The organism is Aeromonas sp. S11(2024) (genome assembly GCF_041402345.1).
Classification (GTDB): Bacteria; Pseudomonadota; Gammaproteobacteria; order Enterobacterales; family Aeromonadaceae; genus Aeromonas; species Aeromonas veronii.
In genome coordinates this window covers 17428-29396 of record NZ_JBGLRC010000009.1, presented here as the reverse complement: position 1 = coordinate 29396, position 11969 = coordinate 17428, and the positions used below count along the sequence as shown (strand labels likewise).

Below are 11969 nucleotides of genomic sequence, written 5' to 3'. Positions count from 1 at the left end.
CCTTAGAAATATCCCTGACGCTTCTTCTGCTCCATGGAGCCGGCCTGATCGTGGTCAATCAGCCGCCCTTGCCGCTCGCTCGAGGTAGTGAGCAGCATCTCTTCAATAATTTCCGGCAAGGTGGTGGCATCGGATTCGATGGCCCCGGTCAGCGGGTAGCACCCGAGGGTACGGAAGCGCACCAGCTCCTGCTTCACTTCGTCTTCCGGGCCGATGGGCATACGATCGTCATCCACCATGATCTTGATGCCGTTGCGCTCCACCACCGGACGATGGGCCGCAAAGTAGAGCGGCACTATGTCGATCTTTTCCAGATAGATGTATTGCCAGATATCCAGCTCGGTCCAGTTGGAGAGCGGGAACACCCGGATGCTCTCCCCCTTGTTGACCTGGCTGTTGTAGACCCGCCACAGCTCGGGGCGCTGGTTCTTCGGATCCCAGCGGTGGGACTTGTCGCGGAAGGAGTAAACCCGCTCCTTGGCGCGGGACTTCTCTTCATCGCGGCGCGCGCCACCGAAGGCGGCGTCGAAGCCATATTTGTTGAGCGCCTGCTTGAGCCCCTCGGTCTTCATGATGTCGGTGTGCTTGCCGCTGCCGTGCACAAAGGGGTTGATGCCCATGGCGAGCCCCTCCGGGTTCTTGTGGACGATCAGATCCAGCCCGTACTTTTTGGCGGTCTCGTCGCGGAACTTGATCATCTCCTTGAACTTCCAGTCGGTGTCGACGTGGAGCAAGGGGAACGGGATCTTGCCCGGATAGAAGGCCTTGCGGGCCAGGTGCAACATGACGGAGGAGTCCTTGCCGATGGAGTACATCATCACCGGGTTTTCAAATTCGGCAGCCACCTCGCGGATGATATGGATGCTCTCGGCTTCCAGCTGCTGCAAGTGCGTCAATCTTTCACGGTCCATGTTGGTCCTCGGGTCATTGCTTATGCGCCTGCTCGGGGCGCTGGGTGGTTCAGTGCGCGGCCGCACCGGCAGCCGCATCAAATATCTCTTTCTCGGTCAGGCCAGCTGCACCAGCTTGAGGTCGCAGCCATCGAGATCCGGGTTAGCGCGCAGCTGCTCGCCGCTTTTTTCTCCAAACCAGGCGAGCCGCTCGCGCAGTGCCACTACTTCGCCGATGACGATAAGCGACGGGCTCACCGCCTGTTTGGCCAGCTCAGCCAGATCCGCCAGCGTGCCGGTCAACACCCGCTGGCGGGATGTGGTGCCGCGCTCGATGATGGCGATGGGGGTGGCTTGGCTTCGGCCGTGATCCACCAGCTGCTGCTGGATATGCTCGGAACGCATCAGCCCCATGTAGATGACCAGAGTCTGACTGGTGGCGGCGAGCTGCTGCCAGTCGGGCTCCTTGCCCTCTTTTTGGGAGTGGCCGGTAATAAAGACGGCGCTCTGGGCGTAATCACGGTGAGTGAGCGGAATGCCGGCATAGGCGGTGGCACCGGCGGCAGCCGTGATGCCGGGCACCACAGAGAAGGGGATGCCTTCATCGGCCAGCACTTCCAGCTCCTCGCCACCCCGGCCAAACATGAAGGGATCGCCCCCTTTCAGCCGCACCACCCGATTGCCCGCCTTGGCGTATTCCACCAGCAGGCGATTGGTCTCCTCCTGCGGCACGCTGTGGGCACCCGCCTTCTTGCCGACCGACACCAGAGTGGCATCGCGGCGCACCAGATCGAGGATCTCAGGCGAGACCAGCTGGTCGTAGAGCACCACTTCAGCCTGTTGAATCTGTTGCAGCGCCTTGAGGGTCAAGAGGCCCGGGTCACCGGGGCCCGCGCCGACCAATACAACCTCGCCCACTTCGCTTTTCGCCTGGTCGAGGCCATCACTCAGCCACTGCTCGGCACCTTGCCAGTCCTCTTTCTCAATCAGGCTGGCGAGAGTGTTGGAGGCAAAGGCGCGCTCCCAGAAGCGGCGACGATCGGAAATCGAGGAGAGCACCCGCTTGGCCTTGTCACGGACCCGGCCGGAGAGCTCGGTCAGCCCGCCAAGATGGCGCGGCAGCAGGCTCTCCAGCCGCTCGCGCAACAGGCGCACCAGCACCGGCGCCTTGCCACCGCTGGAGACCGCCACCATCAGCGGCGAGCGATCGATGATCGAGGGAAAGATAAAGCTGGAGCGTTTGGGGTCATCCACCACGTTGACGAACAGACCCTGCTGGTTGGCACTTTGATAAACGAGGGCGTTGACTTCGAGGTTGTCGGTCGCCGCCACTACCAAAATCTGGCCTGCCAGATGGGCCGGAGTGAAGCGCTCGGCCAGATGGGTGAAACGACCGGTGAATTCCGCAAATTCCGGTTCAAGCTCCGGGGAGACCAAGGTCAGCCGGGCACCGGCTGCCAGCAGCAGGCGCGCCTTGCGCAGGGCAACCTCGCCCCCGCCCACCAGCAGTACCGGGCGGCCTTCCAACTTGGCAAACATAGGTAAATAATCCATTTCGGCCCATCCCTCGGAACACGACTAATATGGGGCGACTATAGGCAGGGCAGCTTATCCCTCAAAATAATAAAAAATGCTTTTTAATGCGTTTTGGTAATTAGCAAAGCCAATTCGTGACAAAGGCGTACGAAGTCACTTGTGGTACCTGACGCCAGACCATAGGCTAGGGACTGTGTTTCATAAGGAGCTAAATGATGAATGAATCATTGATTGTGCTAGGGATTTTCGTGTTCCTGGTGCTCGCCACCCTGAGTGCGGGCATCAAGATAGTGCCCCAGGGCTACAACTGGACGGTGGAGCGCTTCGGCCGCTACACCCGCACCCTGACCCCGGGCCTCAACCTGTTGATCCCCTACGTGGATCGGGTCGGCCACAAGATCATCATGATGGAGCAGGTGCTGGATATCCCGGCACAAGAGGTGATCTCCCGCGATAACGCCAACGTCACCATCGACGCCATCAGCTTTGTGCAGGTGGTGGATGCCCGCAAAGCGGGTTATGAGGTCAACGATCTCACCAGCGCCATCCGCAATCTCACCATGACCAATATGCGCACCGTGCTCGGCGCCATGGAGCTGGACGAGATGCTCTCCCAGCGCGACACCATCAACGAGAAGCTGTTGCGCACCATGGATGCCGCCACCGCCCCCTGGGGCATCAAGGTGACCCGCATCGAGATTAAAGATGTGCGCCCGCCGCTGGCACTGGTCGAGGCGATGAACGCCCAGATGAAGGCCGAGCGCCAGAAACGGGCCGAGGTACTGGAGGCCGAAGGGGTGCGCCAGTCCAAGATCCTGAAAGCGGAAGGCGAAAAGCAGTCCCAGATCCTCAAAGCCGAGGGTGAGCGTCAGGCCGCCTTCCTCGCCGCCGAAGCGCGGGAGCGGGCTGCCGAGGCGGAAGCCAAGGCGACCCACATGGTTTCCCAGGCAATTGCGGAAGGAGACCTGCAGGCCATCAACTACTTCGTGGCCCAGAAATATACCGAAGCACTGGCCCGCATCGGTGAAGGCCCCAACAGCAAGATCATCATGATGCCGCTGGAAGCGGGCAGCCTGATTGGCTCGGTGGCTGGCATGGCCGAGCTGTTCAACAAAGATGGCAAGGGCAGCAAGTCATGACTGCCCTGTTAGAGGGGCTGACCCACTGGCACTGGCTGGGGCTCGGCTTCATTCTGCTGGCCATCGAGGTGCTCGGCTCGGTGGGCTTTTTGCTCTGGACCGGCATCGCCGCGCTGGAAGTGGGCCTGCTGCTGCTGATCTGGCCCTTTGGCTGGCAGGCGCAGTTGCTGCTGTTTGCGGTGCAATCCCTGCTCACCACCTGGGCCTGGTGGCGCTGGCAACACCAGCGTGACAACTCGGGGCAGGATGCCGCCAGCACCATCAACGAGCGGATGCAGAGCTATATGGGCCGCGAGCTGACCCTGCTGGATGATGTCGCCCAGGGCACCAGCCGGGTACATCTGGACGATACGGTCTGGACGGTGCGCTGCGACGAGTCGCTGCCTGCGGGCAGCAAGGTCAGGGTAGTGGGGGCCGACTCCCACATCCTGCTGGTTGAACCCCGCAACTGACGCAACTCTGCCATCGAGTGATAAAAAAGCCCGCGATCGCTCGCGGGCTTTTGTCTCTCTGGCAGCCACTCAGGTACGCAGCCGATCGAGCTGACTGGCCAGCGCCGTGGCCGCTTGCTCCAGCGCCTCGCTCAGTTGATGGCTGGAGGTGGCCTCCTGCCCAATCACGTTGGCGGTATCACCAATCCGCATCAAATTCTTGTTGATATCGTCACTGACGGCGCTCTGCTGCTCGGCGGCGGTAGCCACCTGACTGATGTGGTCGTGGATCTGCTGGATCTGGGCCACCACCCGATTGAGTGCCTCGAACGCCTGCTCGGTGCCCTGCACCGTGGTGGTGGAGCGCTCGATGCCGGTATTCATCAGACGTTGGCTGCTGCTCACCTCGGTCTGCAGGCTACCAATCAGCTGGCCGATCTCGTCGGTCGATTCACGAGTCTTGTTGGCCAGCGCCCGCACCTCGTCCGCCACCACCGCAAAGCCGCGGCCCATGTCACCCGCCCGCGCCGCTTCGATGGCGGCGTTGAGGGCCAGCAAGTTGGTCTGCTCGGCAATAGCGCGGATCACATCGAGGATCCGGCTGATATTGGTGCTGCGCTGGGCCACCAGCGCCACCGCCTTGTCCGCCTCATGCATATCGCCGACCAGAGTATGGATCTCGTTGCGGGCATTGCTGAGGGTCTGCTGGGCGGTATTGATGTGGTGGGTCGCCGCTTCCGACTCCTGCGCCGCCTGCTCGGCATAACCCGCCACGCTGACTGCCGTGGTGCTCATCTGGTGCATGGCGCTCACCACGCTCTCCAGCTCCAGATTCTGCTCGTCCAGACTGTTGCGCATGGTGTCGGCGGTATGTTTCATCTCCCGCGCCTGCTGGTAGACCTGCTGACCAATCCCCTTGCTCATTTGCACCATGCCCCGCAGCTTGCCGAGGAAGGCATTGAGCTGGGCCCCCAGATCGATCAGCTCCCGATGGGTGTCGATCTCCATCTGCTGGGTCAGATCCCCCTCGTTGCTGGAGAGATGGCCCACATGGCGGCTGATAAGAGAAAGTGGCGCAGTAATGGTCTGGATAAACCAGACCAGCAAGCCCAGCACCAACAGGGTAATCCCGCCCATGGCGATGATCTGCTGCCGCTGGGCATCCACCAGCAGGGTGCCCAGTTCATTGCTGATGGCGTGCGCCTTGCTCAGCGCCAGCGCCTTGGGCACCTTGATCATCAACCACCACTGGATATTGGCTGCCTCGACCCGGATGGGCTGATGAAGAATGAAGTCACTGTCGCTGCTGACCGGCCGACCGTCAGGCAGGGTCAGGCCCACCTCCTTGAGTGGACGGCCCAGCTTGTCGGCATAGCGGTTGCTGCCCACAATCAGCCCCATCTTGCTGACCAGAGTCACATCCGCCTTGTTGTCATAGAGGCTCTTGCCAAGGTTTTCAGCCAGTTGCTGGAAGATGGGCAGGTTCATATCCACCCCGGCCAGCCCGACAAACTTGCCGTCACGCAGCACGGGTACCGTCAAACTGGTCATCAGCATCTTGTTGCCCGGGCTGATTTCGTAGAGGTAGGGCTCCATCAGGCAGGGCTGGCGGGTATCGCGACCACAGAGATACCACTCGCTGTTGCGAATGCCGAACTCGTTGAGGGAGGTATCAAACTTGGCCTCGCTGGCAGCAGCGTCCACCGCTTGCTGGGCGACGGCTCCTCCCTGATCCTTGGTGAAATAGACCTCCAGACTCCCCTTGCCTGCCACCGAGTGGCTGGCTCCGCCCAGCCAGTTGCCATCCTCGCCATCATAGCCATCCGGTTCAAACTGGGCATAAATGGAGCTGATCCCGCTCGCCTGCTGCAGGCTGCTGCCGAGCAGAGACTCCACTTGGGGCCGCGACAAGCGCAGTTCCGGTTTGGCCATCCCGGCTTCAATCTGGGCGGTCACGGTCAGGGGGATCTGATAGGAGTTCTGCATCAGCGAGGCAATCTGGATGGCATAGCGCTCTGCCTGATACTGCAGGCTGCGGGAGACCTCCTCTTCCAATGCATCGCTGGTCTGGGTCATCACCATGTTGCGAAGGGAGCTGAAAGAGGCCGATTGTAACAGGGTCATGGCCAGCCCGGTCAGCAGAAACAGCCCCATGGTAAGGCACAACAACTTGAACTTGAGGGAACGTTGCTTCATGCGACAACTCCTTATGGCAGAATAACAACGAATTACTTGAGTATATTCGCCCACTTGCGCTTCACCCGATTTGTTGATGGGTTTGTGGCAGGCTTCTGGTTATAATTTTTGCCTTCCCGAGCGTTGATGGAACAGTCGCAATGAGCAATGCACTGAGCAGTGTCCCGCCGGTAGTCGCAATGGACTACCCCTTTCCGGCCAAACCTCTTCCCCTGAGTGCCGAGCAGAGAACGACCTTGACCACAGAAATCAAGGCGCTGCTCAAGGAGCGCAAGGCGGTACTGGTTGCCCACTACTACACGGATCCCGAGATCCAGGCGCTGGCCGAAGCCACCGGCGGTTTCGTCGGTGACTCGCTGGAGATGGCCCGCTTTGGCCGCGATCATGAGGCGCAGACCCTGATCGTCGCCGGGGTACGTTTCATGGGGGAAACCTCCAAGATCCTGAGCCCCCACAAGCGGGTGCTGATGCCGACTCTGGAGGCCGAATGCTCCCTCGATCTGGGCTGTCCTATCGAGCAGTTCTCCGCCTTCTGCGATGCCAATCCCGACCATACCGTAGTGGTCTATGCCAATACCTCGGCCGCCGTTAAAGCACGGGCTGACTGGGTGGTGACCTCCAGCATCGCACTGGAAATCGTCGAACACCTCGACAGTCTGGGTCACAAGATCATCTGGGGCCCGGATCGCCATCTGGGTGCCTACATCGAGAAGAAGACCGGGGCGCAGATGCTGCGCTGGCAGGGCCACTGCATCGTCCACGACGAGTTCAAGGCCCGCGCCCTGCGCGAACTGAAAGAGCAGAATCCGGACGCCGCCGTGCTGGTTCATCCGGAATCCCCCGCCTCGGTGATCGAGCTAGCCGATGCGGTGGGCTCCACCAGCCAGCTGATCAAGGCGGCCAAAGAGCTGCCCCAGCAGAAGCTGATCGTGGCAACCGATCGGGGCATCTTCTACAAGATGCAGCAGGCTTGTCCGGAGAAAGAGATGGTGGAAGCTCCGACCGGTGGCGATGGCGCCACCTGCCGTAGCTGCGCCCACTGCCCCTGGATGGCGATGAACGGTCTGGTGGCGATCAAGGAAGCGCTCACCGACGGTGCCGAGCGCCACGAGATCCATGTCGACGAAGATCTGCGGGTCAAAGCCTTGATCCCCCTCGATCGGATGCTCAATTTCGCCGCCGAACTCAAGCTCAAGACTCAGGGCAACGCCTGATTGTCGCCGTCACGAGATGCAAAGAGGGCTCCCGCGGGAGCCCTCTTTATTTATCTGAGCCTCATCCTGCTCAGATGATTACGGTGGAGAGACTGTGCTCTTCATCCGGCGCAACGGTCACCCCCGCCTCGCCAGCGATGGCTGCTTCGACGCAGAGCATGGTGCGATAGCCATCGTCGCTCATGTCGGCCATGGCGGTGGCCCCTTCCAGCCAGGGGGTCCAGACCACCACACTGTCGTGGTTGCCACTGACAACCCGGGTCTCGCGCTCACCATCCTGCACGCTCACCAGCGCCTCTGGCTGCCAGTAGACCCGATCCAGCGGCCCGCTCAGGGTCAATGCCCCCTGCTGCTTGGCATCCTGTCCGGTCAGCTTGTCGGCATAGGGCTCACCCAGGCCGGTGATGCTTACCGCCTCCGGTGCGCTGATCTGCAAATAGGTGTGCAGCGCACCGCTATAAGTCAGCGGCTGGCTACCGGTGTTGCGAGTGGTCAGCACCAGCGAAAGCTCTTTGCCCACCAGCACGTCCAGTTCCAGCTCGAAGGGGTGATCCCACAGGGCGCGGGTCGCATCGCTGTCGCGCAGGGAGAGATGAACAAGCGTGCCGTCAGCGTGATCGGAGACCCCGTCCAGCATCCAGAGGGTGGTACGGGCAAAACCGTGGGAGGGCTTGCCGCTACCGACGCGGGCGGGCGCCGGACCAAACCAGGGCCAGCAGATCGGGATACCACCGCGAACAGGCTTGCTGCCATCCAGCACCGCCTTGTCGCTCAGCCAGATGGAGGCTGGCTCGCCATGACGCTGATAGCTCAGCACATGGGCGCCAAACAGGCTGATTTCTGCCTTGGCATAGTCGTTGTTGATGGTGAGAACCGGCAGACCGGCGGCATTGTTGGCAAGCTTGCAATTGGCTGTCAGGGGGCGAATGGATTGCATGTGGACTCCTGTCATCAGGGGAAACCGAAAAACAAAAAGGCGGCCAATGGCCGCCTTTTTCAAGCTACGCGATTGCGCATCCCAAATTACTTGGAGATGTGAGCGATCAGGTCCAGAACTTTGCTGGAGTAGCCCATTTCGTTGTCGTACCAGGATACAACTTTAACGAATTTGTCGTTCAGCTGGATACCAGCCTTGGCGTCGAATACGGAGGTCTGACGCTCACCCAGGAAGTCGGTAGATACAACTTCGTCTTCGGTGTAGCCCAGAACGCCTTTCATCGCGCCTTCGGAAGCAGCTTTCATCGCTTCGCAGATTTCTGCGTAGGTGGCAGCTTTCTTCAGGTTAACGGTCAGGTCAACAACAGACACGTCCGGAGTCGGAACACGGAAAGCCATACCGGTCAGCAGGCCTTTCAGTTCCGGAATAACTACGCCAACAGCCTTGGCAGCACCGGTAGAGGACGGGATGATGTTCTGAGCCGCACCGCGGCCACCGCGCCAGTCTTTGGCAGACGGACCATCAACGGTCTTCTGGGTAGCAGTGGTAGCGTGAACGGTGGTCATCAGGCCAGACTCGATACCGAAGGTATCGTTCAGAACCTTGGCGATCGGTGCCAGGCAGTTGGTGGTGCAGGAAGCGTTGGAAACGATGTCCTGGCCAGCGTAGGTAGAGTCGTTAACACCCATTACGAACATCGGGGTAGCGTCTTTGGACGGGCCAGTCAGAACAACTTTCTTGGCACCAGCAGCGATGTGCTTACGAGCAGTCTCGTCGGTCAGGAACAGACCGGTAGCTTCAGCAACAACGTCAACACCGATTTCGCCCCACTTCAGGTTGGCCGGGTCACGCTCAGCGGTAACACGTACGGTTTTGCCGTTTACAACCAAGTTGCCGTCTTTAACTTCAACGGTACCGTTGAAACGACCGTGAGTTGAATCGTACTTCAGCATGTAAGCCATGTAGTCAACATCGATCAGGTCGTTGATACCAACAACTTCGATGTCTGCACGCTCGCAAGCCAGACGGAATACGAAACGACCGATACGGCCAAAACCGTTAATACCTACTTTGATAGTCATATTTAGTTACCTAACTGTTCAGTAGTCAAAGAAAATTCCGCTTGTAAATTTACTAGAACTCTCCGGTGAGTCAACCAACATTCTGTCTGAAATTGCGCTATATCATGAAAAACTGTGAAATTAATTTTCTGTTTATGTAACTGATTACCACGTTTTGACGAAAAAAGTGCCAGATCGTGGCATCGCGCAGATATCCACAATAGTGCCTACTCGGTCACACAACCATTCACAGAGATATGTAAAAATGTGCGCGGTTTAGCATGGCCAAAGAGCCACTGTTCAAGTACCACCCCATAAAAATCAAACAAAATAGTATAGATAGAATCCACAGCGGGAATTCTCAAACTATGACCACCCTGATTGAACAGCTGGCTGCCGCAAAAGGTATCGCCAGCGAGTATGTCGATGCCTGGGGCCACCCGGCCCAGGTATCAGAAGAGAGCAAGGCAGCCATGCTGGGCGCCATGGGCTACCGCGTCGATGACGAGGCCGCACTGGTGCAGCAGCTGGAAGAGGAACATCGTCAGCACTGGCTGCGGGCGCTGGTTCCTGTGATGGTGGTTCGCACCGGCGACACCGTTACCCTTGAGGTTCGCCTCCCCATCGAATTCGTCAACGACGCCCTCACCTGGCAGCTCCAGCAGGAGCAGGGTGCAGTGCTGTCCGGTCAATTCACCCCCATCGAGGGTGAGCTGGTCGGCGTGGCCGAATTTGAAGAGATGGAGTGCCAGGCCTATCGCGTCACCCTGGAGATGGCCCCGGAGCTGGGTTACCACCAGTTGGTGCTGCTGGAAGAGGGCAATGACGAGCCGCTGGCCACCATGCGCCTCATTGTCGCCCCCAAGGCCTGCTACAAGCAGGCGCCGATTGCCGATGGCCGCAAGGTATGGGGTCCGAGCGTGCAGCTCTACTGCCTGCGCAGCCGCCACAACTGGGGTATCGGTGATTTCAGCGATCTGGGCCAGCTGGTCGAGAAAGCCGCCGCCTGGGGTGCCCACTTCGTCGGCCTCAACCCCATCCACGCCCTCTATCCGGCCAATCCGGAGAGCGCCAGTCCCTACAGCCCCTCTTCCCGTCGCTGGCTCAACGTGGCCTATATCAATGTGGAAGCGGTGCCCGAATTCCAGCAGAGCGATCGCCTGAAAGCGGAAGTGGCAAGTCCTGCCTTCCAGCAACATCTGGCTGATCTGCGCGCCAAAGAGAACGTCGATTACACCGGCGTGATCCAGACCAAACTCGGCATGCTGCGTCAGGTGTTCGACGAAGCCACCCTGAGCGCCGAGCGTCAGGCCGCCTTTGATGCCTTCGTGGCCGCCGGTGGCGACAGCCTGCAACAGCAGGCAGCATTTGATGCCCTGCAGGCCCACTTCTATGCCAAAGGCGAAAATGCCTGGGGCTGGCCGGTATGGCCGCAGGAGCTGCGCGATTACCACAATCCTGCCGTTGCCGCCTGGATGGCCGCGCACCCGCAAGATGTCAACTTCTACCTCTATCTGCAGTTCCTGGCCGACGAGCAGCTGGCGCAAGCCGATGCACGCGCCAAGGCTGCCGGCATGGTGATGGGGATCTACCGGGATCTGGCAGTGGGCGTCTCCGAAGGCTCCACCGAGATCTGGGCCAACCAGGATCTCTACTGTCCGAAAGCCTCGGTCGGTGCGCCGCCCGATATTCTCGGCCCGCTCGGTCAGAACTGGGGCCTGCCCCCGATGAACCCGAACAAGCTGTTTGAAGCGGCCTATCAGCCGATGGTGGACTTGTTCCGTGCCAACATGCGCTCCTGTGGCGCACTGCGTATCGACCACGTGATGGCCTTGCTGCGCCTGTGGTGGGTACCGCCCGGAGCGTCCGCCGCCAAGGGCGCCTACATCTACTATCCGGTCAACGATCTGCTGGGCATTCTGGCCCTCGAATCCCACCGCAATCAGTGCCTGCTGATCGGCGAGGATCTGGGCACCGTGCCGGAGGGGATCGACGTGACCCTGAAAGAGAACGGCGTTCACTCCTACAAGGTGTTCTTCTTCGAGCGCTCCAAGGAAGATGGCGGCTTTATCTCCCCGGCGCACTACACCGAGCAGGCGATGTCGGCCCTGACCACTCACGACATGCCGACCCTCAAGGGCTTCTGGCACTGCGATGATCTGGCGCTCGGCCGTCAACTGGGTCTGTATCCGGATGAAGATGTTTTGAAGACTCTGTATGCTGATCGTCACCAGGCCAAACAGCGGATCCTCGACAGCTTGCATGCCCACAAGGTCATCTCTGACAACATCAGTCATGACGTGAACTGGGTCGGCATGAACACCGAACTCAACCACGGTCTGCAGATCCACATGTCCCGCGGCAGCTGCGCCCTGTTCAGTACCCAGCTGGAAGATTGGCTGGAGATGGACAAGCCGGTCAACGTACCGGGCACCAGTTACGAATACCCCAACTGGCGCCGCAAGCTCTCCGCTGATCTGGAAGATATTTTTGCCAATGAGGCACTCAAGGCACTGGCTGGCAAGATGAGCCAAGCCCGTGATGAGGCCAGTCGTTGAGACGCTG

At 59.9% G+C, this 11969-nt stretch carries 9 protein-coding genes; 4 read left to right on the top strand and 5 right to left on the bottom strand.

All coding sequences use genetic code 11. From position 1 onward, the window contains the following. Positions 1-2: 2 nt before the first annotated feature. Both cysD and cysG read right to left on the bottom strand, forming a co-directional pair. On the bottom strand, positions 3-935 hold the full coding sequence (gene cysD / locus ACB040_RS09710; RefSeq protein WP_368215197.1) for a sulfate adenylyltransferase subunit CysD: 933 nt from the start codon (positions 933-935) through the stop codon (positions 3-5). Positions 936-1007: 72 nt separating this feature from the next. Continuing rightward, on the bottom strand, positions 1008-2444 hold the full coding sequence (gene cysG, locus ACB040_RS09705) for a siroheme synthase CysG (protein WP_371154559.1): 1437 nt from the start codon (positions 2442-2444) through the stop codon (positions 1008-1010). 197 nt (positions 2445-2641) lie between these two features. On the opposite strand from cysG, the gene ACB040_RS09700 reads away from it, so the two are divergent. Together ACB040_RS09700 and ACB040_RS09695 are read left to right on the top strand one after the other, a co-directional pair. Next, positions 2642-3565, top strand: a complete 924-nt coding sequence (locus tag ACB040_RS09700) for an SPFH domain-containing protein (RefSeq protein WP_005335703.1) — start codon at positions 2642-2644, stop codon at positions 3563-3565. After that, positions 3562-4017, top strand: coding sequence for an NfeD family protein (locus tag ACB040_RS09695; RefSeq protein WP_005354718.1), 456 nt, complete (start codon positions 3562-3564; stop codon positions 4015-4017). Before ACB040_RS09700 ends, ACB040_RS09695 begins: the two co-directional genes overlap by 4 nt. A gap of 69 nt (positions 4018-4086) precedes the next feature. On the opposite strand, the gene ACB040_RS09690 is transcribed toward ACB040_RS09695, so the two are convergent. Further along, entirely contained in the window at positions 4087-6192 is a 2106-nt protein-coding gene (locus tag ACB040_RS09690; RefSeq protein ID WP_371154557.1) for a methyl-accepting chemotaxis protein, read from the bottom strand. 140 nt (positions 6193-6332) lie between these two features. On the opposite strand from ACB040_RS09690, the gene nadA reads away from it, so the two are divergent. After that, entirely contained in the window at positions 6333-7406 is a 1074-nt protein-coding gene (gene nadA, locus ACB040_RS09685; protein WP_005335706.1) for a quinolinate synthase NadA, read from the top strand. A 70-nt stretch (positions 7407-7476) separates the two neighbouring features. Here nadA and ACB040_RS09680 read toward each other — a convergent pair whose 3' ends face one another. Next, positions 7477-8343 carry a D-hexose-6-phosphate mutarotase gene (locus ACB040_RS09680; protein WP_371154554.1) on the bottom strand — a complete coding sequence of 289 codons (867 nt, stop codon included), beginning with the start codon at positions 8341-8343 and terminating at the stop codon, positions 7477-7479. An 86-nt stretch (positions 8344-8429) separates the two neighbouring features. Beyond that, positions 8430-9425: a type I glyceraldehyde-3-phosphate dehydrogenase gene (gene gap / locus ACB040_RS09675; RefSeq protein WP_005335708.1), complete on the bottom strand. Its 996-nt coding sequence runs from the start codon at positions 9423-9425 to the stop codon at positions 8430-8432. 347 nt (positions 9426-9772) lie between these two features. On the opposite strand from gap, the gene malQ reads away from it, so the two are divergent. Continuing rightward, on the top strand, positions 9773-11962 hold the full coding sequence (gene malQ, locus ACB040_RS09670; protein ID WP_371154552.1) for a 4-alpha-glucanotransferase: 2190 nt from the start codon (positions 9773-9775) through the stop codon (positions 11960-11962). Positions 11963-11969 lie beyond the last annotated feature (7 nt).

Coding starts and splice junctions, on each gene's coding strand:
- gap (WP_005335708.1), bottom strand. CDS start 9,425: ATGACTATCAAAGTAGGTATTAACGGTTTTGGCCGTATCGGTCGTTTC.
- ACB040_RS09680 (WP_371154554.1), bottom strand. CDS start 8,343: ATGCAATCCATTCGCCCCCTGACAGCCAATTGCAAGCTTGCCAACAAT.
- nadA (WP_005335706.1), top strand. CDS start 6,333: ATGAGCAATGCACTGAGCAGTGTCCCGCCGGTAGTCGCAATGGACTAC.
- malQ (WP_371154552.1), top strand. CDS start 9,773: ATGACCACCCTGATTGAACAGCTGGCTGCCGCAAAAGGTATCGCCAGC.
- ACB040_RS09700 (WP_005335703.1), top strand. CDS start 2,642: ATGAATGAATCATTGATTGTGCTAGGGATTTTCGTGTTCCTGGTGCTC.
- cysG (WP_371154559.1), bottom strand. CDS start 2,444: ATGGATTATTTACCTATGTTTGCCAAGTTGGAAGGCCGCCCGGTACTG.
- ACB040_RS09695 (WP_005354718.1), top strand. CDS start 3,562: ATGACTGCCCTGTTAGAGGGGCTGACCCACTGGCACTGGCTGGGGCTC.
- ACB040_RS09690 (WP_371154557.1), bottom strand. CDS start 6,192: ATGAAGCAACGTTCCCTCAAGTTCAAGTTGTTGTGCCTTACCATGGGG.